Source organism: Streptomyces sediminimaris, from assembly GCF_047049295.1.
GTDB classification, from domain to species: Bacteria; Actinomycetota; Actinomycetes; order Streptomycetales; family Streptomycetaceae; genus Streptomyces; species Streptomyces sediminimaris.
This window is the reverse complement of the sequence record NZ_JBJWOT010000001.1, coordinates 4,318,264-4,340,176: the sequence shown is the minus strand read 5'-3', so window position 1 is coordinate 4,340,176 and position 21,913 is coordinate 4,318,264. Positions and strand designations below refer to the sequence as shown.

At 68.7% G+C, this 21,913-nt stretch carries 23 protein-coding genes; 12 read left to right on the top strand and 11 right to left on the bottom strand.

The genetic code is table 11. From position 1 onward, the window contains the following. Positions 1-61 precede the first annotated feature (61 nt). Both femX and ACJ9NR_RS20175 read right to left on the bottom strand, forming a co-directional pair. Positions 62-1,183 carry a peptidoglycan bridge formation glycyltransferase FemX gene (gene femX, locus ACJ9NR_RS20180; RefSeq protein WP_412493970.1) on the bottom strand — a complete coding sequence of 374 codons (1,122 nt, stop codon included), beginning with the start codon at positions 1,181-1,183 and terminating at the stop codon, positions 62-64. Positions 1,184-1,362: 179 nt separating this feature from the next. Further along, the gene (locus ACJ9NR_RS20175) at positions 1,363-1,677 is read right to left on the bottom strand and encodes a hypothetical protein (RefSeq protein ID WP_412493969.1); all 315 of its coding nucleotides are present in this window, start codon (positions 1,675-1,677) and stop codon (positions 1,363-1,365) included. Positions 1,678-1,964: 287 nt separating this feature from the next. Here ACJ9NR_RS20175 and rpsF point away from each other — a divergent pair, with 287 nt between their 5' ends. The 4 genes from rpsF to rplI all read left to right on the top strand — a co-directional run bounded on the left by rpsF (position 1,965) and on the right by rplI (position 3,671). Continuing rightward, positions 1,965-2,255, top strand: a complete 291-nt coding sequence (rpsF, locus tag ACJ9NR_RS20170) for a 30S ribosomal protein S6 (protein ID WP_362927548.1) — start codon at positions 1,965-1,967, stop codon at positions 2,253-2,255. A 72-nt stretch (positions 2,256-2,327) separates the two neighbouring features. After that, positions 2,328-2,912, top strand: coding sequence for a single-stranded DNA-binding protein (locus ACJ9NR_RS20165; protein WP_412493968.1), 585 nt, complete (start codon positions 2,328-2,330; stop codon positions 2,910-2,912). Positions 2,913-2,969: 57 nt separating this feature from the next. Then, complete coding sequence (gene rpsR, locus ACJ9NR_RS20160) at positions 2,970-3,206, top strand: 30S ribosomal protein S18 (RefSeq protein WP_003949403.1); 237 nt, start codon at positions 2,970-2,972, stop codon at positions 3,204-3,206. An 18-nt stretch (positions 3,207-3,224) separates the two neighbouring features. Beyond that, the gene (rplI, locus tag ACJ9NR_RS20155; protein ID WP_412493967.1) at positions 3,225-3,671 is read left to right on the top strand and encodes a 50S ribosomal protein L9; all 447 of its coding nucleotides are present in this window, start codon (positions 3,225-3,227) and stop codon (positions 3,669-3,671) included. A gap of 119 nt (positions 3,672-3,790) precedes the next feature. On the opposite strand, the gene ACJ9NR_RS20150 is transcribed toward rplI, so the two are convergent. After that, a complete protein-coding gene (locus ACJ9NR_RS20150; RefSeq protein WP_412493966.1) occupies positions 3,791-5,128 on the bottom strand; it encodes an MATE family efflux transporter in 1,338 nt (445 codons plus the stop codon). A gap of 459 nt (positions 5,129-5,587) precedes the next feature. On the opposite strand from ACJ9NR_RS20150, the gene dnaB reads away from it, so the two are divergent. Next, positions 5,588-7,066, top strand: a complete 1,479-nt coding sequence (dnaB, locus tag ACJ9NR_RS20145) for a replicative DNA helicase (protein ID WP_412493965.1) — start codon at positions 5,588-5,590, stop codon at positions 7,064-7,066. Between the two features lie 251 nt (positions 7,067-7,317). Beyond that, positions 7,318-8,718, top strand: a complete 1,401-nt coding sequence (locus ACJ9NR_RS20140; protein WP_412493964.1) for a serine hydrolase domain-containing protein — start codon at positions 7,318-7,320, stop codon at positions 8,716-8,718. Positions 8,719-8,803: 85 nt separating this feature from the next. On the opposite strand, the gene ACJ9NR_RS20135 is transcribed toward ACJ9NR_RS20140, so the two are convergent. Both ACJ9NR_RS20135 and ACJ9NR_RS20130 read right to left on the bottom strand, forming a co-directional pair. Then, positions 8,804-9,256: a GNAT family N-acetyltransferase gene (locus ACJ9NR_RS20135; protein WP_412493963.1), complete on the bottom strand. Its 453-nt coding sequence runs from the start codon at positions 9,254-9,256 to the stop codon at positions 8,804-8,806. 38 nt (positions 9,257-9,294) lie between these two features. Then, positions 9,295-10,161 (bottom strand): GNAT family N-acetyltransferase, encoded by an 867-nt coding sequence (locus tag ACJ9NR_RS20130; RefSeq protein WP_412493962.1) that lies wholly within the window; start codon positions 10,159-10,161, stop codon positions 9,295-9,297. A 440-nt stretch (positions 10,162-10,601) separates the two neighbouring features. Between ACJ9NR_RS20130 and ACJ9NR_RS20125 the strand changes: the two genes are divergently transcribed. Next, positions 10,602-11,771: a globin domain-containing protein gene (locus tag ACJ9NR_RS20125; protein WP_412493961.1), complete on the top strand. Its 1,170-nt coding sequence runs from the start codon at positions 10,602-10,604 to the stop codon at positions 11,769-11,771. 13 nt (positions 11,772-11,784) lie between these two features. On the opposite strand, the gene ACJ9NR_RS20120 is transcribed toward ACJ9NR_RS20125, so the two are convergent. From ACJ9NR_RS20120 to ACJ9NR_RS20100, 5 genes are all read right to left on the bottom strand, one after another. Then, on the bottom strand, positions 11,785-12,267 hold the full coding sequence (locus tag ACJ9NR_RS20120) for an NUDIX domain-containing protein (RefSeq protein WP_412493960.1): 483 nt from the start codon (positions 12,265-12,267) through the stop codon (positions 11,785-11,787). Positions 12,268-12,355: 88 nt separating this feature from the next. Beyond that, entirely contained in the window at positions 12,356-13,261 is a 906-nt protein-coding gene (locus ACJ9NR_RS20115; protein WP_412493959.1) for a LysR family transcriptional regulator, read from the bottom strand. A gap of 244 nt (positions 13,262-13,505) precedes the next feature. Beyond that, positions 13,506-14,657 (bottom strand): cystathionine gamma-lyase, encoded by a 1,152-nt coding sequence (locus ACJ9NR_RS20110; RefSeq protein ID WP_412493958.1) that lies wholly within the window; start codon positions 14,655-14,657, stop codon positions 13,506-13,508. Beyond that, positions 14,654-15,145, bottom strand: a complete 492-nt coding sequence (locus tag ACJ9NR_RS20105) for a low molecular weight protein-tyrosine-phosphatase (protein ID WP_412493957.1) — start codon at positions 15,143-15,145, stop codon at positions 14,654-14,656. The genes ACJ9NR_RS20110 and ACJ9NR_RS20105 overlap by 4 nt, the downstream gene beginning before the upstream one ends. Before the next feature lie 7 nt (positions 15,146-15,152). Continuing rightward, the gene (locus ACJ9NR_RS20100) at positions 15,153-15,530 is read right to left on the bottom strand and encodes a phage holin family protein (protein ID WP_412493956.1); all 378 of its coding nucleotides are present in this window, start codon (positions 15,528-15,530) and stop codon (positions 15,153-15,155) included. A gap of 59 nt (positions 15,531-15,589) precedes the next feature. Here ACJ9NR_RS20100 and ACJ9NR_RS20095 point away from each other — a divergent pair, with 59 nt between their 5' ends. From ACJ9NR_RS20095 to ACJ9NR_RS20080, 4 genes are all read left to right on the top strand, one after another. After that, positions 15,590-15,907, top strand: coding sequence for a cupin domain-containing protein (locus ACJ9NR_RS20095; protein WP_412494106.1), 318 nt, complete (start codon positions 15,590-15,592; stop codon positions 15,905-15,907). A gap of 149 nt (positions 15,908-16,056) precedes the next feature. Beyond that, positions 16,057-16,269, top strand: coding sequence for a DUF5326 family protein (locus tag ACJ9NR_RS20090; protein ID WP_412493955.1), 213 nt, complete (start codon positions 16,057-16,059; stop codon positions 16,267-16,269). A gap of 499 nt (positions 16,270-16,768) precedes the next feature. After that, the gene (locus tag ACJ9NR_RS20085; RefSeq protein WP_412493954.1) at positions 16,769-17,482 is read left to right on the top strand and encodes an IclR family transcriptional regulator; all 714 of its coding nucleotides are present in this window, start codon (positions 16,769-16,771) and stop codon (positions 17,480-17,482) included. Between the two features lie 99 nt (positions 17,483-17,581). Continuing rightward, positions 17,582-18,019 carry an SsgA family sporulation/cell division regulator gene (locus ACJ9NR_RS20080; RefSeq protein WP_412493953.1) on the top strand — a complete coding sequence of 146 codons (438 nt, stop codon included), beginning with the start codon at positions 17,582-17,584 and terminating at the stop codon, positions 18,017-18,019. A 110-nt stretch (positions 18,020-18,129) separates the two neighbouring features. Here the strand turns inward: ACJ9NR_RS20080 and ACJ9NR_RS20075 are convergent, their stop codons facing one another. Then, the gene (locus ACJ9NR_RS20075) at positions 18,130-19,782 is read right to left on the bottom strand and encodes a YibE/F family protein (protein WP_412493952.1); all 1,653 of its coding nucleotides are present in this window, start codon (positions 19,780-19,782) and stop codon (positions 18,130-18,132) included. 253 nt (positions 19,783-20,035) lie between these two features. On the opposite strand from ACJ9NR_RS20075, the gene thiC reads away from it, so the two are divergent. Continuing rightward, positions 20,036-21,868 carry a phosphomethylpyrimidine synthase ThiC gene (gene thiC / locus ACJ9NR_RS20070; RefSeq protein ID WP_412493951.1) on the top strand — a complete coding sequence of 611 codons (1,833 nt, stop codon included), beginning with the start codon at positions 20,036-20,038 and terminating at the stop codon, positions 21,866-21,868. The last annotated feature ends 45 nt before the right edge of the window (positions 21,869-21,913 follow it).

Sequence of the window (21,913 nt, the reverse complement as noted above, 5' to 3'; positions counted from 1 at the left end):
AGGTATGGATGCGAACGAAGCTGTCGGGTTCATCGAAGCAAACGTCCGGGACCGATGGGGCTCAGCGGCGCGACATGTAGAGGTCGAGCGCCTTGTGGAGCAGCTTGTTGAGCGGGAAGTCCCACTCGCCGAGGTACTCGGCGGCCTGGCCGCCCGTGCCCACCTTGAACTGGATGAGACCGAAGAGATGGTCGGTCTCGTCCAGCGAGTCGGAGATGCCGCGCAGGTCGTAGACGGTCGCGCCGAGTGCGTAGGCGTCCCGCAGCATCCGCCACTGCATCGCGTTCGAGGGCCGGACCTCACGACCGATGTTGTCGGAGGCGCCGTAGGAGTACCAGACGTGCCCGCCGACGATCAGCATCGTCGCCGCCGACAGGTTCACTCCGTTGTGCCGGGCGAAGTACAGGCGCATCCGGTTGGGGTCCTCGGAGTTGAGGGCCGACCACATGCGCTGGAAGTACGACAGCGGGCGCGGCCGGAAGTGGTCACGCACGGCGGTGATCTCGTACAGCCGCTGCCATTCCTCGAGGTCCTGGTAACCGCCCTGGACGACCTCGACGCCGGCTTTCTCGGCCTTCTTGATGTTGCGGCGCCACAGCTGGTTGAAGTTCTTGTGGACCTCCTCCAGGGAGCGGTTGGCCAGCGGCACCTGGAAGACATAACGCGGCTGGACGTCGCCGAAGCCGGCCCCGCCGTCCTCGCCCTGCTGCCAGCCCATGCGGCGCAGCTTGTCGGCGACCTCGAAGGCACGCGGCTCGATGAAGTCGGCCTCGATGTCGCGCAGCCGCTTCACGTCCGGGTTCTGGATTCCCTGCTTGATGGAGCCGGCCTCCCAGCGCCGGATGATCACCGGTGGGCCCATCTTCACGGAGAAGGCGCCCTGCTGCTTGAGGTGGGCGAGCATCGGTTCCAGCCACTCGGTCAGATTCGGCGCGAACCAGTTGATGACCGGACCCTCGGGCAGATAGGCGAGGTAGCGCTTGATCTTGGGCAGCTGACGGTAGAGGACCAGACCCGCACCGACGAGTTCGCCGGTCCGCTCGTCGAACCAGCCGAGGTTTTCCGAGCGCCACTCCGCCTTGACGTCCGCCCAGGCCGGGACCTGCATGTGGCTCGCCGAGGACAGGCTCTGGATGTACGCCAGATGCTGCTCGCGACTGATCGTCCTCAGGGTCAGGCTCATTCGGGGCGCTCCTCGGGCTGGTGTGTCCCCATGGGTTCAGGGGCTCCGGCTCTCGCGCCGAAGCCTACTGCGCCTTGCGAGCGCCCCGAGTGGGCGTACGAAACCCGCGCCCCGGCATGTGGATCACCGAAGCGTTCCATGGTGCTTTATGGAGGGTTGTCGAGACGGTGTCCCTGGCGTCAGCTGATGACCCCGCCGAAGAGCCCGCCGTGCGCCATGCCGAGGAAGAAGCCGACACCCGAGGCGCCCAGGCCCAGGATCAGGCCGAAGCGTTCGCGGGTCGTCTCCGAGATCCACTGGCCGTACGCGCCGGTGAGGATCCCCACCAGGCCGGCCCAGGAGCTCAGCAGGTGAAGGTTGTCGAAGAAGCCCGTCACGAACGCCACCGCGCCGAGCACCAGGGTCACCGCGAGCAGCGTGTCCTGGAGCGGATGGGGCTTTCCGTCCGTGGCGAAGAGACCGCCGACGGTATTGGGTCGCAATGCTTGTGCCATGGGGCACCTCCTGCGGAAGACGGCGCATCGTAGCGCCATGCACACCCGATGTGTACAGATTGACGGCCCTGGCGGTCGGATTTCAACCGGAAGCCGGTGTGCGGGTACTCTGTACGGTCTGCACCGGTGTCTGCCCAGGCAGAGCCAGGGAAACCGCCCAGGCCAGGCAGGGGAAGCCGCTCGTCGGCCCCCGATTGTCAGAGGCGGCCGATACCGTTGCGTACGCATCACAACCCTCCTGCCACGGAACGACCGTGGCCGCTGAGTCCGAAGGAGGTGGGTTCCACATGCGTCACTACGAGGTGATGGTCATCCTCGACCCCGATCTCGAGGAGCGCGCTGTCTCCCCGCTGATCGAGAACTTCCTCTCCGTCGTCCGTGAGGGCAACGGAAAGGTGGAGAAGGTCGACACCTGGGGCCGTCGTCGTCTCTCGTACGAGATCAAGAAGAAGCCCGAGGGCATCTACTCGGTCATCGACCTGCAGGCCGAGCCTGGGGTCGTCAAGGAGCTCGACCGCCAGATGAACCTGAACGAGTCGGTCCTCCGGACCAAGGTCCTCCGTCCCGAGACCCACTGAGCTCACGCTCGGTCGATCCCAGGACTCGAGTAGCACAAGCAGCCAGCAGCAAACCCGCCGAGAGGTTCCCCCATGGCAGGCGAGACCGTCATCACGGTCGTCGGCAATCTTGTCGACGACCCCGAGCTGCGCTTCACCCCTTCCGGTGCGGCGGTCGCGAAGTTCCGTGTCGCGTCCACCCCCCGCACCTTCGACCGTCAGACGAACGAGTGGAAGGACGGCGAGAGCCTGTTCCTGACCTGCTCGGTCTGGCGTCAGGCGGCGGAGAACGTCGCCGAGTCGCTCCAGCGAGGCATGCGCGTCATCGTGCAGGGCCGGCTGAAGCAGCGGTCCTACGAGGACCGTGAGGGCGTCAAGCGCACGGTCTACGAGCTGGACGTCGACGAGGTCGGCGCCAGTCTGCGCAACGCCACGGCCAAGGTCACCAAGACCAGCGGCCGCGGTGGCCAGGGCGGTTACAGCGGTGGCGGTGGCGGCGGCCAGGGTGGCGGCGGCTGGGGCGGTGGCCCCGGTGGCGGTCAGCAGGGCGGCGGCGCGCCCGCCGACGACCCGTGGGCCACCGGTGCTCCCGCCGGTGGCAACCAGGGCGGCGGCGGTGGCTGGGGCGGTGGCTCCGGCGGCAGCGGCGGCGGCTACTCGGACGAGCCCCCCTTCTAGGCCTCCGGCCGGAGGGCGGGGCGTACCCAAACTTCTTGATCACACAGGAGAAACACCATGGCGAAGCCGCCTGTGCGCAAGCCGAAGAAGAAGGTCTGCGCTTTCTGCAAGGACAAGGTCACGTACGTGGACTACAAGGACACGAACATGCTGCGGAAGTTCATTTCCGACCGCGGCAAGATCCGTGCCCGCCGCGTGACCGGCAACTGCACGCAGCACCAGCGTGACGTCGCCACGGCCGTCAAGAACAGCCGTGAGATGGCGCTGCTGCCGTACACGTCCACCGCGCGTTAAGGGAAGGGTGACCGACTCATGAAGATCATCCTCACCCACGAGGTCTCCGGCCTCGGTGCCGCCGGTGAAGTCGTCGACGTCAAGGACGGCTACGCTCGCAACTACCTGATCCCGCGGAAGTTCGCTATTCGCTGGACCAAGGGTGGCGAGAAGGACGTCGAGCAGATCCGCCGTGCTCGCAAGATCCACGAGATCCAGACCATCGAGCAGGCCAACCAGGTGAAGGCCCAGCTCGAGGGTGTGAAGGTCCGTCTGGCCGTCCGCTCCGGCGACGCCGGTCGTCTTTTCGGTTCCGTCACGCCGGCCGACATCGCTTCGGCGATCAAGGCCTCCGGTGGCCCCGAGGTCGACAAGCGCCGCATCGAGCTCGGCGCGCCGATCAAGACGCTGGGCGCCCACGAGACGTCCGTACGTCTGCACCCCGAGGTTGCCGCCAAGGTCAGCATCGAGGTCGTCGCGGCCTGATGGCTGCGTTTTGCTGAGCATGTGAGAGGGGCCGCGTCCTGAGGCGCGGCCCCTCTTGCGTGCCGTCCCGCTCGTTTCACGTGAAACGTGGCGGCTCGCGGCGTTTCACGTGAAACGGCTCAACGGGTCGCGCCGGTGACGATCCAGCGCCCCGAACGGGCCCGCAGCCAGAGAGTGATCAGGCGGACCGTCATCATCAGCGCCATCGCTCCCCACAGAGCGGTGAGTCCACCGCCGAGGGCGGGGACCAGGAGAGCCACCGGACTGAAGACAGCCAGGGTGATCACCATGGCCCAGGCAAGGTACGGTCCATCGCCGGCGCCCATCAGGACGCCGTCCAGGACGAAGACGATGCCACTGATCGGTTGCGAGAGCGCCACGATCACCAGAGCGGGCAGGGCCGTGTCCTTGACCAGGGAGTCACTGGTGAACAGGGGCAGGAACACGGGGCGGGCCAGCACCACCAGGACGCCCAGCACGACGCCGACCGCGACACCCCACTCCACCATGCGACGGCAGGCGTCCCGGGCACCCTGGGCGTCGTCGGCGCCCAGATACCGCCCGATGATGGCCTGTCCGGCGATGGCGATGGCATCGAGTGCGAAGGCGAGCAGGCTCCACAGGGACAGGATGATCTGGTGGGCCGCGATGTCGGCGTCCCCGAGGCGGGCTGCCACCGCGGTGGCGATCAGCAGAATCGCCCGCAGTGACAACGTGCGGACGAGCAGAGGCACACCGGCTTGGGCCGAGGTCCGGATCCCGGCAGCATCGGGACGCAGCGACGCCCCGTGTCGGCGGGCTCCTCGGACGACCACCGTGAGGTAGACGACGGCCATCCCGCACTGGGCGATGACGGTGCCCCAGGCCGAGCCGGCGATGCCCAGGTCGGCGCCGTAGACCAGGGCTGCGTTGAGGGCGGCATTGGTGACGAAGCCCGCGACGGCCACGTAGAGCGGTGTCTTCGTGTCCTGCAGGCCGCGCAGGACGCCGGTCGCGGCGAGGACGACGAGCATGGCCGGAATGCCGAGGGCCGAGATGCGGAGGTAGATGGTCGCGTAGGGGGCCGCGGTGTCCGAAGCGCCGAACAGGTCCACGAGCAACGGTGCTGTGGGGAGGACCACGGCGATGACGGCTGCGCCGATCAGAAGCGCCAGCCAGATACCGTCCATGCCCTGTCGGATGGCGGCCTGGAGGTCGCCTGCGCCGACTCGCCGGGCGACGGCCGCGGTGGTGGCGTAAGCGAGGAAGACGAAGACACTGACCGCTGTCGTGAGGAGGGCGGAGGCGACACCGAGGCCGGCGAGTTGCGCTGTGCCGAGGTGGCCGACGATCGCGCTGTCGGCCAGGACGAAGAGGGGCTCGGCGACGAGTGCGCCGAAGGCCGGAACGGCCAGTGCGACGATCTCTCGATCGTGCCGCCGCCGGGTGGCCTTGGGGGGCGCTGGGGCCTGTGTCATGAGCACCAATGTAATCGTCCACAGGTAAGAGATGCAAAGGGCCTTCAGCCCTTACTCTCTGAGGGGGCGGCTGTACTTTCGGGCGCCGTTCGATGGGATCTTGAGCCGACTGGGGAAGTTTTTCTTCTGCACAGCCGGTGGACGGGAAAGGCGCAGCTCATAGGTGGTCCGGCGAGTGAGGCTCAGGCTTGTTCACAGGGCTGTCCACCGGGTCGTGCACAGGTTTTGCGGAGTTCTCCACAGCATCGGGGCCGTCGTCCACATGGCCTGTGGATAACCAGATTGGCTGACGCCCCCCGTGGGCCTACCGTGGTCCGGCGCCCGCTCCGTTCGTCGACAGGGAGACCAGCTCAGAACCGAGTCTCCTAACCGGAGCCGGGCCTCTCATTTGTCAGTGCCGTGCCGTAGAAATAGGGCATGGCTAGGTCCGCTCGGGGGCGGACGGGAGGAGGTGGCTCGGTGAGCATTTCCGAGCCCTTGGACGACCCGTGGGCCGACAGCGGCCCCAGTGATCGTCTGCCCGCCTCCCGGCGCCGCGGCGACGGGGGACCCGGCCGCGACGAACAGCACGACCGCGGCAGGGACAGCGGTGAATGGGAGGGCGGGAGCACGTCCTTCGAGCGGGTGCCGCCCCAGGACCTCGATGCCGAGCAGTCCGTCCTCGGCGGCATGCTGCTGTCCAAGGACGCCATCGCCGACGTCGTGGAGATCCTCAAGGGCCACGACTTCTACAAGCCCGCCCACGAGACGATCTTCCTGGCGATCCTCGACGTCTACGCCAAGGGAGAGCCGGCCGACCCCATCACCATCGCCGCCGAACTCACCAAACGCGGCGAGATCAACAAGGTCGGCGGGGCGTCGTACCTGCACACCCTCGTCCAGACCGTGCCGACGGCGGCCAACGCCGAGTACTACGCGGAGATCGTGCACGAGCGCGCGGTCCTGCGCCGTCTGGTCGAGGCCGGCACCCGTATCACGCAGATGGGATACGCGGCCGACGACGACGTCGACGAGATCGTCAACCGCGCGCAGGCGGAGATCTACGCGGTCACCGAGCAGCGCACCAGCGAGGACTATCTGCCGCTCGGCGACATCATGGAGGGCGCGCTCGACGAGATCGAGGCGATCGGCTCCCGCTCCGGGGAGATGACCGGTGTGCCCACGGGTTTCACGGACTTCGACTCGCTGACCAACGGTCTGCACCCGGGCCAGATGATCGTCATCGCGGCCCGTCCCGCGATGGGTAAGTCCACCCTTGCGCTGGACTTCGCCAGGGCGGCGTCGATCAGACACAACCTGCCGAGCGTCATCTTCTCCCTCGAGATGGGGCGCAACGAGATCGCGATGCGTCTGCTGTCCGCCGAGGCCCGTGTGGCGCTGCACCACATGCGCTCCGGCACCATGACCGACGAGGACTGGACGCGCCTGGCCCGCAGGATGCCGGACGTCTCCGCCGCGCCGCTGTTCATCGACGACTCCCCGAATCTGTCGATGATGGAGATCCGCGCCAAGTGCCGCCGCCTCAAGCAGCGCAACGACATCAGAATGGTCGTCATCGACTACCTCCAGCTGATGCAGTCCGGCGGTTCCAAGCGCGCCGAGAACAGGCAGCAGGAGGTCTCGGACATGTCCCGTAACCTCAAGCTCCTCGCCAAGGAACTGGAGATCCCGGTCATCGCGCTGTCTCAGCTGAACCGTGGCCCCGAGCAGCGCACCGACAAGAAGCCGATGGTCTCCGACCTGCGTGAGTCCGGTTCGATCGAGCAAGACGCCGACATGGTCATCCTGCTGCACCGTGAGGACGCCTACGAGAAGGAGTCACCGCGCGCGGGCGAGGCCGACCTGATCGTGGCCAAGCACCGTAACGGCCCGACGGCGACCATCACGGTCGCCTTCCAGGGCCACTACTCGCGCTTCGTGGACATGGCGCAGACCTGATCCGTCCGGGACGGCGCAGGGTCTCAATTTTCGCAGGCCGGCACGGGGCTCCTGGTGTGCCGCACCTGCTGCGGGCGGGTCCCCGCCGCAATCGCTGCAGGGATGCGACCGCGGTAGAAGCTGCTGGGTACGAGGGTGTTCGCCGACACCGGCCGCGAGACGCTGCACGGGACGGAGGAGTTCACGCGCCAGGTCCCCCACCCGCACCGACGCGCTCGACGCTCGAGCGCCTCGCAGGGTGGACTGTGCGTATGACGACACCTCAGGAGACGACACCTCAGGAAGAGCTGCTCCCGGGTACGCGGAGGGCGTTGCTGCACCGGATCGCCGTGGCCCAGGCCGAAGGGCGTGCTCCGTCCCTGGCCGCGGCGGTCGTGCGGGGCGGGCGGGCCGTGTGGAACGGTGCGCGGACCTCGGTGGAGGGACACGCTCCGGACGAGAACGTGCAGTACCGCATCGGCTCGATCACCAAGACCTTCACGGCTGTTCTCGTGCTGCGGCTGCGGGACGAGGGTGCCGTGGACCTTGGTGATCCGCTCGAGAGGCACCTGCCGGGGACCGGCGCGGGGGAGGCGACCATCGCCGATCTCCTTGCCCACACGAGCGGATTGGCGGCGGAGTCGCCGGCACCGTGGTGGGAGCGCACCCCGGGATCCCTGCGTCCCGAACTCGCCGATGTACTGGGCGGGCAACCTCTTCTGCACCCCGTGGGCCGCCGCTTCCACTACTCCAACCCCGGTTACACCGTGCTGGGCGCACTCGTCGAGAAGCTGCGCGCGCAGCCGTGGGAGGAGACACTTCGGCAGGAAGTGCTCGAACCTCTGGGCCTTCGCCGTACAAGCGCTCACCCGCGGGCACCCCATGCCGGTGGCTGGGCCGTGCACCCCTGGGCCGACGTCCTGCTGCCCGAGCCCGCCGAGGACCTGGGGCGGATGGCTCCGGCAGGTCAGCTCTGGTCCACCACGGGTGACCTGGCCCGCTTCGCCGTCTTCCTCGCCGGGGGCGACGACAGGGTGCTGAGCGCCGCGACCCTGAGGGAGATGCGGACCCCCGCGGCTCCGGCCGAAGCAAGCGATGTGGTGGACGGGGCGGCGTACGGGCTGGGGCTGCAGATCCAGCGCCGGGACGGCCGGTTGCTCGTGGGGCACTCCGGGTCACTGCCGGGCTTTCTGGCCAACCTCACCCTCAGCGTCGAGGAAGACGTCGCGGCCGTGGTACTGGCCAACTGCACCTCCGGCCCGTCGCTGTCCGACGTCGGCGCCGACCTCGTACGGATCGTCGCCGAGGCCGAGCCACGCATTCCCGATCCATGGCGACCGCTGCCCGAGGCCGACGCGTCCACCATGGGGTTGGTGGGGCCGTGGTACTGGGGTACGTATGCGTTCGCCCTGCGGCTGTCCGCCGGTGAGGGTGTCTCGCTGGAGCCGCTGTCCGGCAACGGCCGCCGCTCGCGTTTCGAGGCGAACGGCGACGGCACCTGGACCGGAGTGGAGGGCTACTACGCCAGAGAGCTCCTGAAGGCTGTACGGCGCCCGGACGGCACCGTGAGCCATCTGGACCTCGGATCGTTCGTGTTCACACGTCAGCCGTACGACGAGGAGGCTCCTGTGCCCGGTGGAGTGGACCCGGAGGGCTGGCGGGGAATCGGCTGACGTCGGCGTCCGGTGAACCGCCTGTTTCACGTGAAACAGGCGGTTTCGCGTCGAGGCCCACCGATCGACATCCGAGCCCGCGGCCTCACAACGGCAGCTTGAAGCCGACGTGCGAGGCCGTGAAGCCGAGCCGCTCGTAGAAGCGATGAGCGTCGGTACGGGAGGTGTCGGAGGTCAGCTGGATCAACCGGCAGTCCTGACGACGGGATTCGTCGATCGCCCACTCGATGAGCTGGGTGCCCAGGCCGCTGCCGCGCTCGTCGGCGTGGATACGGACGGCCTCGATGATCGACCTGGTGGCACCGCGGCGTGACAGACCGGGAATGATCGTGAGCTGAAGCGTGCCGACGACACGATTCTCGCGCACCGCGACGACCAGGTACTGGTTCGGGTCGGACGCAAGCCGCCGCAATGCGGTCAGGTAGGGAGCCAGATCGTCCGGTGACTCCCGCTCGGCCCCCAGGGGGTCATCGGCGAGCATCGCGACGATCGCGGGCACGTCGTCCGCCGTGGCGGGCCGTATCTCAAGATCTGCCATGTTCGCACCCTACGCACGGCCGAGTCCCTGGGCAGTGCTCAGCCGGCGGCGACCGTCAGGGGAGCGAACCGTTTGGTCCAGTCGCCGGGCAGTTCGGAGATCCCGTACGTCATCACCGAGTTGAAGGCGACGGAGACCAGCCCCTGCTCCTTCATCCACGCCAGCAGTTCTTCATGCCGTACGTCGATGTCCGTGCGCAGGGGACGGTCGGTGTGGGCGGCGAGAGTGCCGATGAGGGCCTTCGCCGTCTCCGTGTCGCGGGCGATCAGCGGGCCCACGACATGGGTGTCCATATTGGGCCAGGCGGCCGCGTAGCCGATGAGTCGACCGTCCTCCTCGGCGACCCGCATGCGGTCGGCGAAGGCCGGCAGCCGTGTGATGAGGGGTGTGCGATCGGCGCCGAACACCTCCTCGTCGAGGCTGAGGATCGCCGTGAGGTCCTCGGCGGTGGCCGCACGCGTGGCGACCTCGGGCGCCGGACCACTGGACGTGAAGTGTCCGCTCAGCATCTCGGCCCTGCCGGTGACCTTGAAACCGAGTTCCTCGTAGAGGGGGCGACCGTACGGGGTCGCGTAGAGCGTCAGCGGAGCGGTGCCCATCGTCGCGACGATGTGCCGCATCAGGTGGCGTCCGACACCTCGGCGGGCATGCCGTTCGGCGACCAGGACCATGCCGATGGCCGCGAGTGAAGGGCGGTCCTGCGGTCCGTACCCGGTGACGACACACGCGCCGACCAGCCCCCCGTCGGGGTCGTCGATGCCATAGCCCTTCCCGGCTGTGAGGAGGAAACCCCACTTGTGCTCCTCACGCGGCCACCCCCGGTTCTCGGACAAGTCGGCGCAGGCGGTGAGATCGCGCAGCGTCAGACGGCGGACGGCAAGAGGGGGGAGGGAGTCAGTCGACACGCAGGTCAGGCTGTCCGACGGTTGGCCTCGCCGTCCACCGTTTTCCGGTGAGAAGCAGGAGCTTTTGGCCATGTCGTGGGCAAGTGCATAGGCGGCGGAGAAGCCTTGGATGTTCCACGTGAAACACAGGCTGACGGCCCCGTCGAGTCGTGCACGGACCCGGAGAACGGCGACCGCAGCTTAACGGCACCAAGAGATCCAAGACCTGCATTCGTGGTTATGGGGACGAGGCGCTTGCGTGTGATGGGACGCTGCAGCGTGGCTGCCGCGGCCGATGGCACTCTCTCTCGCGCGGGTCGGACGGAACACCGATTCGACTTGAAATCGGCCGCATCGGCGGCGACGCACCACGGGGAGAGCAAGCCGTCTGCCGAGGAAGAGGAGCTTCCGACCGGGGAAGTGCGCAGACCGACCGAGGGATGTTCGAGGCGAGGCACACGATGGACGCTCCGACCACCGCGTCGGGCGGCAGCGGTGCGAGGGGCACCGGAAGCACGTCGTCGGATGCACTGCTCATCCGCAGGACCATGGCCGAGGTGACACCGGTCGCGGATCAGGTCACCTCGTACTTCTACGCGATGCTGTTCGTCCGCCGTCCCGATCTGAGATCGCTGTTCCCGGCCGCGATGGACATGCAGCGCGACCGGTTGTTCAGGGCCCTGATCACTGTGGCCGGGCACATCGACGACACCGAGGCCCTCGTCGCCGACATGCAGAACCTGGGCCGTGGCCACCGCAAGTACGGCACCAGGGCCGAGCACTACCCGGTCGTCGGTGAGTGCCTCATCGGCGCGCTGAGCAGATACGCGCCCGGCAGCTGGAACACGCTCACCGAGGCGGCCTGGGTGAGGACGTACACGAGGATCTCGCAGATCATGATCGATGCGGCGGCGGTGGACGAGCTGCACGCGCCGGCCTGGTGGCACGCCGAGATCGTCGCGCACGATCTCAGGACGCCGGACGTGGCGGTCGTGACGGTCCGCCCCGACCAGCCGTACCCCTTCCTCGCCGGCCAGTACACGAGCCTGGAGACGCCGTGGTGGCCCCGGATCTGGCGGCACTACTCCTTCGCCTCGGCGCCCCGTTCCGACGGTCTGCTGACGTTCCATGTGAAGGCCGTTCCCGCCGGCTGGGTGTCGTCCGCCCTGGTGCACCGTGCACGCCGGGGTGACATCGTCCGTCTCGGCCCGCCCACGGGTTCGATGACCGTCGACCACACCACCGACACGGGACTGCTCTGCCTGGGCGGCGGCACCGGGATAGCGCCCATCAAGGCACTCGTCGAGGACGTGGCCGAGCACGGCGAACGGCGGACGGTCGAGGTGTTCTACGGCGCCCGCACCGGCCACGACCTGTATGACATCGAGACGATGCTCAGGCTCCAGCAGTCCCATCCGTGGCTCTCGGTCCGTGCGGTCGTCGACCGGCAGACGCGCCTGCAGCTTCCGGACGCCCTGCGCGAGCACGGGCCGTGGAACGGGTTCGACGCCTATGTCTCGGGCCCACCCGGCATGATCCGCAGCGGGGTGGACGCCCTGAGGTACGCGGGCATCCCCGCGGAACGCATACGGCACGACGCCGTAGAAGACCTCGTCGCCACCCGGGGCTGATCCGGCACCGGTGTCAGCCCAGGTCAGGCGCGTGCATGGCGCGTACGCCCTCGATGTTTCCGTCGAGGTAGTGCCGCAGGGACAGGGGCACGAGATGCACCGAGGCGATCCCTACGCGGGTGAAAGGGATCCTCACGATCTCGTACTCGCCGGCCGGCTCGTCCACTTCGGGGCCGTGCCGCAGGGACGTGTCCATGGACTCCAGGCGGCAGACGAAGAAGTGCTGCACCTTCACGCCGGTTGCGCCGCCGTCCTCGCCGATGTGCTCCACGGTGTCCACGAAACAGGGCACCACGTCGGTGACCTTGGCGCCGAGCTCCTCGTACACCTCGCGGTGCAGGGCGTCGACGACGGTCGAGTCCTCCGGTTCGACCCCGCCACCGGGGGTGACCCAATAGGGATCGACACCGGGCTTGGTGCGCTTGATCAGGATCAGGTCGTCGCCGTCGAGCAGAACAGCACGGGCGGTGCGCTTGACCACGGGTCGGACGGTCATGGGGGAAATGTGGCCCGGCTGGTTCCACGTGAAACATCGTGGGGCGCAACCGACCGACCTGCTCCTGTGGCGGGCGGAAAAACGCAGGTCAGTCCCAGTCGGTCGCTGCCCGCAGCAACCACTCGTGAGCCCGCGCGATGTGCGCCATCGCGAGTGTGCCGGTGCGCACCACCAGGAAGTAGGTCCGCAGCGGAGGCACCGCGGGCTCGTGCAGGGCCACGATCCCGCCGTGCTCCAGGGCGGCGCCGCACAGGTACCGCGGCAGGACCGCGAGCCCCGCGCCCGCGACGGCGCAGGCGAGGACCGCCCGCAGGTCGGGAACGATGACGGCGCCGGGGACACCGGGACGGGAGTCGAAGACAGAGGCCCAGTAGCGGGAGACGAAGGGCAACGACTCGTGCACCTCGATCACCGGCACGCCCTCCAGGGCGGGGGCGCCCTTGAGATCCGGCTTGTCGGAGGCGATCTGCTCGGCCCACTGCGGAGTGGCGACGAGGACGTGCTCCTCGTCGCACAGCGCAGTCGCCGACAGCAGGGCCCCGCGTGGACGGGCCGTGCTGATGGCCAGATCGTGATGCCCGGCGGCCAGCCCCTCCAGGGTTTCGTCGGCGTTCCCGAAGGAGGCACGCAGGGCGAAAGCCTGACCGTCCTCGCCGGTCAGCTCGGTGAGGGCGGGCACCGCCCGCTCGGCGGTGAACTCGGGGGGCCCGGCGAGATGCAGCGTCCGTAAGGAGGACTCGTCGTCCAGACCGGTCTCGGCGATCTCCACCAGGGCGTCCAGATGGGGCGCGGCCTTGTGCGCGAGTTCGTCGCCGATGGTCGTCGGGGTCACACCGCGGGCCTGTCGCAGAAACAGAGGACGGCCCAGCTGCCGCTCCAAGGTGCGGATCTGCGAGGTCACGGCCGGCTGCGACAGGCCCAGCAGGGCGGCGGCGCGGGTGAAGGAGCCGGCCCGGTGCACGGTCACGAAAGTGCGCAGCAAGGCCAGATCCATCGGTCGCCCCTCCCGGTTCCCTGCCTTTCTCCCCGGCCCCCAAGGCAGGGCCCAACTATAAATAAGTCGATAGGCCTCTGTCGCTACCGTGATTGGACACTGACACAGAGTCAACTAGCCTGGTTCGCGCGGTTCTTCGCGCGCAGGACCGAGGACGGTCCGAGCCACGAGGGGGGAGGCTCGGACCGTCCGTTGTACGTAGCCGGGCGCCCCGGAAGGGCCGCCGGGACCGGCTCCGGCACGGTCATCGGGCCGCTTCGTCCAGCGCCCGGAACACATCGGCCACCAGGTCCCCGGGATCCTCGGCGCCGACGGAGAAGCGGATGAAGCCCTCCGGCACCGCGTCCCCGCCCCAGCGTCCGCGCCGCTCGGCCGTGGACCGCACGCCGCCGAAGCTGGTTGCGTCGTCCACGAGCCGCAGCGCGTCGAGGAAACGGTCGGCACGCGCGCGCGTGGGCAGCGTGAAGGACACCACGCACCCGTAGCGGCGCATCTGCTGCGAGGCGATCTTGTGCGAGGGGTCGTCGGGCAGTCCCGGGTAGCGCAGCCCGCTCACCTCGGGCCGCCGGCGCAGCGCCTCCGCGAGGGTGAGCGCCGTCGCACACTGCCGGTCGACGCGCAGCTGGAGCGTGGCGATCGAACGGTGCGCCAGCCAGGCCTCCATGGGCCCCGGGATCGCGCCGGCGATCTTGCGCCAGCGGCGCACGGCGGCCATGGCCCCGGCCTCGCGGCCGACGACGTAGCCGAGCAGGACGTCCCCGTGCCCGGTGAGCTGCTTGGTGCCGCTGGCCACGGCGAAGTCCGCGCCGAGTTCCAGCGGGCGCTGTCCCAGGGGCGTCGCGAGCGTGTTGTCGACGGCCACGAGTGCCCCACGCGCGTGTGCCGCCTCGACCAGCCGGCGGACGTCGCACACGTCGAGCCCGGGATTCGACGGCGTCTCCAGCCACAGCAGCCTCGCTCCGTCGAGGACGTCGAGCTGGGCGTCCTGGCCGGTCGGCGCCGTACGTACCTCGATGCCGTACGCCTCCAGCTGCGCGCGGACCAGGGGCAGGACCTGGTAGCCGTCGCTGGGCAGCACGACGGTGTCCCCGGCGCTCAGCTGGGAGAACAGCACGGACGAGATCGCGGCCATCCCGGAGGCGAAGGCGAGCGTCTGCACGCCGGCCCGGCCGGGCGCCTCCAGTTCGCCGACGGCCCGTTCCAGCAGCGTCCAGGTGGGGTTCTCGTCGCGGCCGTAGGTGTACGGGCCGCCCACCTCACCCGGCAGATGAAAGTGGGCCGCGAACACCGGTCCGGGCAGGGTCGGTTCGTTCTTGACCGCGTCGGGCAGGCCCGCCCGCACCGCGCGGGTTCCGTCACCGTCGCCCGAAGGCCTGCTCGCAGCGGAATCACTCATGCCGCCCGTCCCTCCACGTGCTCGCGTACCGCGGCGAGCAGGCCCTCGCTCGCCGCCTCCACCATCTCAAGGCACTCATCGAACCCGTCCGGGCCCCCGTAGTACGGGTCCGGAACGTCGAGGTCGTCACCGGCCGCGGGGTCGTAGGAGCGCAGCAGCCGCACCTTGGCCGCGTCCTCCCGGCTGGGCGCGAGGCGGCGCAGGGCTCGCAGATGGCCCGAGTCGAGGGCGATGACGAGGTCGAGACGGGAGAACCACGACGGATCGAACCGGCGCGCCGTGTGGCCGGTCCCGTAGCCGCTCTCCCGCAGGACGGAGACGGTGCGCGGATCGGCGCCGTCGCCCTCGTGCCAGCCGCCGGTGCCGGCGCTGTCGACCTCGACCAGGCCGTCGAGCCCGGCCTCCGCGACGCGGGCGCGGAAGACGGACTCGGCCATCGGGGAGCGGCAGATGTTGCCCGTGCAGACGAAGCAGACGCGGTAACTCATGGCGGTCTCAGTCCTCGTCGGGCAGGACGACGTGCAGCGCCCACGAGACGATCGAGATGATCAGGCCGCCCAGCACCGCGGTCCAGAAGCCCTCGACGTGGAAACTCAGGTCGAGCTTGTCGGCCAGCCACGAGGTGAGCAGCAGCATCAGGGCGTTGACGACCAGGGTGAACAGTCCCAGGGTCAGGACCAGCAGCGGCAGGCTCAGGAGCTTCACGACCGGCTTGACCAGGAAGTTCACAAAGCCGAAGATCAACGCGACGATGATGAGGGTGCCGGCCTTCTTCCCCGTGCTGTCACCGGTCAGGGTGATCTTGTCGAGCAGCCATACGGCGACCGCCAGGGCGCCCGCGTTGGCGATCGTCTTGACTACGAAATTCTTCATGTGTCTGATCGTGGCAGAAGAGATCGGTCATGAGCAGTGGGGCGAGGGCGGCAACGGCGATGAAGGCATTCCGGCTGGACGAACTTGAGGCGGAACGAATCGCCAACGACGGCGCCTACCTGCAGTTCCTGCGTGAACGGAACATGTCCGTCGGGCTGTACGCACTCAATGCCGGCGAACATGATCCACAGAAGCCGCACAACCAGGACGAGGTCTACTTCGTCGTCAGCGGCCGGGCCTCGGTCTCCGTCGGCCTGGAGACCACCGAGGTGGCGCGCGGAAGCGTGGTGTACGTACCGGCCGGCGTCGCCCACAAGTTCCACCACATCAGCGAGGACCTGCGGGTACTCGTGGTGTTCTCTCCGCCGGAGAGCTGAGGCGGCATCTCGGGGTTCCCTAGGGGTTCAGTCAGGGGAGGACAAGGGATGCGAACCCCCCGCCGGCACCCCTGCCGGCTCTAGCATCGAGTGCAGGACATCAATGGAGCCCTGCACAGCAGCCGGGCGGAGAGAAGAGGACGAGGGCAATGGGAGAGATGTTCAGCGGTCTGCCGTGGTGGGTGAAGTGGGTCGCGGTGCCGGTCATCGCCCTGGTGGTGTTCGGCGGGCTGATAGCAAGCGTCGTCGGCTTCGTCATCGGACTGCTCTTCAAGCTGCTGGTCTTCGTGGCACTGGTCGGCGGACTGATCTACGTCGTGCGGAAGTTCATGTCGAGCTCGTCGTCACGAAGCGACTGGTGAGGCATCCGGGACATGGGTGACCGGTAACGGGAATCACCGGTTACCTCGCGCGAGGGAAGTTTTCCGGACAGGCCGCCTCAAGGCGGCGACCGGCCATTAGAGTCCGGAAATCGACGCGGGGACGAACCCGCGAGCGGCGTACACCCCCACCCGTGTTCCCGGCACGGGCTGTTCCCTCGCGCTACAGGAGTGATCCTTGGCCACGGTAGACACCGCACTCACCGAGCCCCCCGCACCCCCCGCTCCGTCTCCGCGCCACCGCATCAGGCCTCCCGAACAGCCGGGGCCCTCGACGCAGGAGCGCGGCACGGCGCCGCCTGGCCGGCCGCGTCCGACGGCGCCATCCACGGCATCCCGCGCGACGGCACCGGCCTCGTCGTCGCACCCGACCGCACCGGCCTCGTCGTCCTGCCCGACAGCGGCCCCCGCGCAGCCGTGCGCGGATGCCTCCTCCACCTCGTCGCAGTCCGTCACGCTCATCGGATCCGTCCAGCGCGCGATGCGTCTGCTGGAGTGCGTCGCCGGGCACGAGCGCGGAGTCCCCGCCAAGCAGCTGGCCCGCGAGACCGGGCTGGCGCTCCCGACGGCGTACCACCTGCTGCGCACCCTGGTTCACGAGGGCTATCTGTGCCGGGACGGGGGCCTGTTCTTCCTCGGCGAGGCGGCCGTGCGGCTGAGCGGCAGCGCGGCCCAGCAGAAACGTCGCAGCGCGATCGTCGACGCGCTCGCCCACTGGCGCGACGCGATCGGTGTGCCCGTGTACTACGCCGTGTACCAGGAGGGCGAGATCCAGGTCAGATGCGTCTCCGACACCCCGGGCAATCCCGCGGTCGAGGAGTGGGCCGACTTCCGCGAGACGGCGCACGCGCACGCGATCGGGCAGTGCCTGCTGTCCCAGCTGGACGAGGCCGCCCGCCGCGACCATCTCGACCGCCACCCCGTGCGGTCCATCACCCCGTACACCGTGCGTGACAACCACGCGTTGCTGAAACGGCTCGAACGGGCGAGGCGGACGGATCCGGTGACGGAGTGGCAGGAATACGCGCTGGGGACGGTCTGCGCGGCGATCCCCATCACCGTGGGCACGGCGGTCGCGACGATGGCCATCTCCCTGCCTGCTCACCAGGCCGATCGGCTGGCGTCCGCGGTCGAGCAGCTGCAGCGCGAGATCGGGCAGGGGCTGGGATCCCTGGCGCTCTCTATCAGTATCTGAAAAATCACTCCTTGTGATCTGCCGTGCACGTTCAGCAAGATGCCACCAGTGTCAGGGGAATCGTTCCCGGCCGTTCGGCTTCATATGACGGGGTAGGCGATGCGCGAGTCCGTACAGGCAGAGGTCATGATGAGCTTTCTCGTCTCCGAGGAGCTGACGTTCCGCATCCCGGTGGAACTGCGCTACGAGACCTCTGATCCGTATGCCGTACGGCTGACCTTCCATCTGCCCGGTGATGCACCGGTGACCTGGGCATTCGGCCGCGAACTGCTCATCGACGGGGTGGGCAGGCCGTGCGGGGAGGGGGATGTGCGGGTCTCACCCGCCGAACCGGACTCGTTGGCCGAGGTCCTGATCCGGCTTCAGGTGGGCTGCGACCAGGCGTTGTTCCGCTCGTCCACGGTCCCGCTCATCGCCTTCCTCGACCGCACCGACAAGCTGGTGCCCCTCGGCCAGGAGGGCTCGCTCGCGGACTTCGACGCCCATCTCGACGAGGCGCTCGACCGGATCCTGGCGGAGGAACAGAGCGCGGGCTGACGGAGACTGGCTCCGTGGAGCCCGACGTAACGCTTCTGCGTGTGGCAGGGGGAGTGCAGGAACGCTTCATCTCCGGGCCGCCCCCTGCACAGGCCGCGGCAGCCTCCGCTTCAGCGCTTGCGGCGCCGGCCCCTCCCCGACCACGCGGGCACAGGCCCTGCGGCGCCCGGAACCCCGCCTGCGGCCGGATCTGCTCCTGGGCCCCCGGCCGGATCCGCTCCTGGACGGTCCTTCGCCCTCAGACGGTCCTTCGCCCTCAGACGGTCCTTCGCCCTCAGACGGCCCTTCGCCCTCAGACGGCCCTCCGCCCGCGGATGGTCGGGCGTCTCCGGATGGCCGGGCGCCTCCGGACGGCCCTTCGCCTCCGGACGGTCGGCCGCGACCACCATCGCCGCGAGCAGCGTCGTGACCGGAACCGAGGCGACCAGCCCGATCGAGCCCACCAGCGTGCGCACGATCTCCTCCGCCACCAGCTCGCTGTTGGCGACCGTCCCCACGCCGCTCCGGGCGACGGAGAAGAGCAGCAGCAACGGCAGAGCGGCGCCCGCGTAGGCGAGAACGAGAGTGTTGACGACCGACGCGATGTGGTCCCGGCCGATACGGATACCGGCCCGGTACAGCCCTCGACGGCCCATCGAGGGGTTGGCCTCGTGCAGTTCCCAGACCGCGGACGTCTGGGTGACCGTCACGTCGTCGAGGACGCCGAGCGAGCCGATGATGACGCCCGCGAGCAGCAGACCGCTCATGTCGATCGACGGATACAGTCCGTGGATCAGGCCGGTGCTGTCGTCGGTGTTGCCGGTCAGCGCGGCCCAGCCGATGAGCCCGGAACCGAGCACGCCGATCAGCACGAGCGACAGGAGTGTGCCGAGCACCGCAACGGACGTACGGGCGGACAGGCCATGGCACATGTAGAGGGCGAGCAGCATGATGGCGCTCGACCCGATCACCGCCACGAGCAGCGGATTCGAGCCCTGCAGGATCGCGGGCAGGATGAAGAACGTCAGCACCAGGAAGCTGACGGCCAGCGCCACCAGCGCCATGACACCGCGCATCCGGCCCACCACGACCACGGCGAGCGCGAAGATGCCCGCGAGCAGGGCCATGGGGAACCGGCGGTTCACATCGGTGACCGAGTACTGCAGATCCCTGGGGGCTGCGGGCTCGTAGGCGGCCACGACCTTCTGGCCCCGGTGCAGTTGGCGCGGCTGGTCCGGCCGCACGATCTCGGTGAACGTACGGCCCTTGTCCTTGCCGCTGTCCACCCGGATCGTCGCCTTCCTGCAGCCGCTCTCCTCCTGTCGCGCGGCGGAGGAGGCCCCGGCGGTGGGGCTGTCACCGGTCGGGGCCCGGCCGGAGGCGTTCAACGACGTGCAGCTCACGCCGACGACCTCGGTGACCGTCGCTTGCCGGGTCTGCCGGTCGAAACCCACGCCCGTACGCTGGTGCGCCGATGCTCCGCCGGGCCACAGCACGACCAGCCCGACCACCACGGCTGCGGTGAACGGGATGAGGATCGCCGCGATGACCTTGCGCAGGTGCTTGGAGACGGGCGCCGCGGGGCCATGGTTGTGCGAGTGCCCGTGGCCGGCGCCCTGGCGGTGCCCGGCACCGGCGCCGTGGCCGTGCCCCGCACCGGGGCCATGAGCATGCTCGGCACCGTGATCACGTTCCGCCCGGGGGCCGTGTCCTGGGCCGCCGCCGGAACCGTGCCCGTGGGGAGGCTCCGTGGGCGGATACGGGTGCTGACGTGTCGTGGTCACCGTCCGATCATTGCAAGAAGAACCGAGGCCCCCTGTTCAGCTCGCCCGGAGTGGCGTTAGCGTGGAGACTCCTTTGCACACGCGGGAGCTCGGAGCACCGGGCTGAGAGGGCGCTGACCTCCGTCCCAGCGATGTTTCACGTGGAACATCACCGAAGTCGAGTGATGGTGCCGGTGAAACGCCGACGGACGGATACGGCTGCGTCGACCGCCGAACCTGTTACCGGGTAATGCCGGCGTAGGGAGTAGGTCTCATGACCAACAAGGACGCACGCACGCCTGCCTCCGAGCATGAGGAACTGTCCACACAGGGCGAACAGTCCGGTGGACGGTCCACGGAGGCCGGGAAGTCCATCGGCTGGCACAAGGCGTATGTCGAGGGCTCGCGCCCCGACTTGCGGGTGCCGGTCCGTCAGGTGCATCTCACCACCGGGCAGTCGGTCACGCTGTACGACACGTCCGGCCCGTACACCGACCCGTTCACCGAAACCGATGTCCGCAGGGGGCTCGCCCCGCTGCGCGAGAACTGGATCATCGCCCGCGGCGACACCGAGGAGTACGCGGGCCGTCCCGTCCGTCCGGAGGACGACGGCATCAAGCACACCTCGCCGCGCGGCGGGCTGCGCAACCTGGACGCGGTCTTCCCCGGGCGTCCGCGCCAACCGCGGCGCGGACGTGAGGGCAAGGCGGTCACCCAGCTCGCCTACGCGCGCCGGGGCGAGATCACGCCGGAGATGGAGTTCGTGGCCCTCCGGGAGAACGTGTCACCCGAGGTGGTCCGCGAGGAGATCGCGGCGGGCCGCGCGGTGCTGCCGGCCAACGTCAACCACCCGGAGATCGAGCCGATGATCATCGGCAAGAGGTTCCTGGTGAAGGTCAACGCCAACATCGGCAACTCCGCGGTGACCTCCTCCATCGAGGAGGAGGTCGAGAAGATGACCTGGGCGACCCGCTGGGGCGCCGACACCGTGATGGACCTGTCCACCGGCCGCAACATCCACACGACCCGTGAGTGGGTGCTGCGCAACTCCCCCGTGCCCATCGGCACCGTGCCGCTCTACCAGGCCCTGGAGAAGGTCGACGGCAGGGCCGAGGAACTCACCTGGGAGATCTACAAGGACACCGTCGTCGAGCAGGCCGAGCAGGGCGTGGACTACATGACGGTCCACGCGGGAGTCCGCCTGCCGTTCGTGCCGCTCACCGCGAACCGCAAGACCGGCATCGTCTCGCGGGGCGGCTCGATCATGGCGGCGTGGTGCCTCGCCCACCACAAGGAGTCGTTCCTCTACGAGAACTTCGAGGAGCTCTGCGAGATCCTCGCCGCCTACGACGTCACGTACTCGCTGGGCGACGGCCTCCGGCCGGGTTCGATCGCGGACGCCAACGACGAGGCGCAGTTCGCCGAGTTGCGCACGCTCGGGGAGCTCAACACGATCGCCAAGCGTTTCCACGTACAGACCATGATCGAGGGCCCGGGACACGTCCCGATGCACAAGATCAAGGAGAACATCGACCTTCAGCAGGAGATCTGCGACGAGGCTCCGTTCTATACGCTCGGCCCGCTGACCACGGACGTCGCCCCGGCGTACGACCACATCACCTCCGGCATCGGTGCCGCGATGATCGCCTGGTGGGGCACGGCCATGCTGTGCTACGTCACGCCCAAGGAGCACCTGGGCCTGCCCAACCGTGACGACGTCAAGACCGGCGTCATCACCTACAAGATCGCCGCCCACGCCGCCGACCTCGCCAAGGGACACCCCGGCGCCCAGGAATGGGACGACGCGCTGTCCGACGCACGCTTCGAGTTCCGGTGGGAGGACCAGTTCAACCTCGCCTTGGACCCGGACACGGCACGGGAGTTCCACGACGAGACCCTCCCGGCCGAGCCGGCCAAGACCGCCCACTTCTGCTCGATGTGCGGGCCGAAGTTCTGCTCGATGAAGATTAGTCAAAGCATCACAGAGCGGTTCGGTGGTGCGGCGTCTGAGGGCGCGTCACCCGAAGAGGTCGCGGAGGGGATGCTCCAGAAGTCGAAGGAGTTCGCGGCGAGCGGGAACCGGGTGTATCTGCCCATCACGGACTGAGGAACCGGTTCGACGAGGGTGGTGTTCGGCTTGCGCTCCCCCGGC

Excerpts from the sequence above, each read along its gene's own strand:
- rplI (WP_412493967.1), top strand. The coding sequence starts at position 3,225 with ATGAAGATCATCCTCACCCACGAGGTCTCCGGCCTCGGTGCCGCCGGT.
- ACJ9NR_RS20095 (WP_412494106.1), top strand. The coding sequence starts at position 15,590 with ATGAAGGCATTCCGGCTGGACGAACTTGAGGCGGAACGAATCGCCAAC.
- rpsR (WP_003949403.1), top strand. The coding sequence starts at position 2,970 with ATGGCGAAGCCGCCTGTGCGCAAGCCGAAGAAGAAGGTCTGCGCTTTC.
- femX (WP_412493970.1), bottom strand. The coding sequence starts at position 1,183 with ATGAGCCTGACCCTGAGGACGATCAGTCGCGAGCAGCATCTGGCGTAC.
- ACJ9NR_RS20080 (WP_412493953.1), top strand. The coding sequence starts at position 17,582 with ATGCGCGAGTCCGTACAGGCAGAGGTCATGATGAGCTTTCTCGTCTCC.
- thiC (WP_412493951.1), top strand. The coding sequence starts at position 20,036 with ATGACCAACAAGGACGCACGCACGCCTGCCTCCGAGCATGAGGAACTG.
- ACJ9NR_RS20135 (WP_412493963.1), bottom strand. The coding sequence starts at position 9,256 with ATGGCAGATCTTGAGATACGGCCCGCCACGGCGGACGACGTGCCCGCG.
- ACJ9NR_RS20165 (WP_412493968.1), top strand. The coding sequence starts at position 2,328 with ATGGCAGGCGAGACCGTCATCACGGTCGTCGGCAATCTTGTCGACGAC.
- ACJ9NR_RS20110 (WP_412493958.1), bottom strand. The coding sequence starts at position 14,657 with ATGAGTGATTCCGCTGCGAGCAGGCCTTCGGGCGACGGTGACGGAACC.
- ACJ9NR_RS20100 (WP_412493956.1), bottom strand. The coding sequence starts at position 15,530 with ATGAAGAATTTCGTAGTCAAGACGATCGCCAACGCGGGCGCCCTGGCG.
- ACJ9NR_RS20115 (WP_412493959.1), bottom strand. The coding sequence starts at position 13,261 with ATGGATCTGGCCTTGCTGCGCACTTTCGTGACCGTGCACCGGGCCGGC.
- ACJ9NR_RS20105 (WP_412493957.1), bottom strand. The coding sequence starts at position 15,145 with ATGAGTTACCGCGTCTGCTTCGTCTGCACGGGCAACATCTGCCGCTCC.
- ACJ9NR_RS20150 (WP_412493966.1), bottom strand. The coding sequence starts at position 5,128 with ATGACACAGGCCCCAGCGCCCCCCAAGGCCACCCGGCGGCGGCACGAT.
- ACJ9NR_RS20090 (WP_412493955.1), top strand. The coding sequence starts at position 16,057 with ATGGGAGAGATGTTCAGCGGTCTGCCGTGGTGGGTGAAGTGGGTCGCG.
- ACJ9NR_RS20085 (WP_412493954.1), top strand. The coding sequence starts at position 16,769 with ATGCGTCTGCTGGAGTGCGTCGCCGGGCACGAGCGCGGAGTCCCCGCC.
- ACJ9NR_RS20125 (WP_412493961.1), top strand. The coding sequence starts at position 10,602 with ATGGACGCTCCGACCACCGCGTCGGGCGGCAGCGGTGCGAGGGGCACC.
- ACJ9NR_RS20120 (WP_412493960.1), bottom strand. The coding sequence starts at position 12,267 with ATGACCGTCCGACCCGTGGTCAAGCGCACCGCCCGTGCTGTTCTGCTC.
- ACJ9NR_RS20175 (WP_412493969.1), bottom strand. The coding sequence starts at position 1,677 with ATGGCACAAGCATTGCGACCCAATACCGTCGGCGGTCTCTTCGCCACG.
- ACJ9NR_RS20140 (WP_412493964.1), top strand. The coding sequence starts at position 7,318 with ATGACGACACCTCAGGAGACGACACCTCAGGAAGAGCTGCTCCCGGGT.
- rpsF (WP_362927548.1), top strand. The coding sequence starts at position 1,965 with ATGCGTCACTACGAGGTGATGGTCATCCTCGACCCCGATCTCGAGGAG.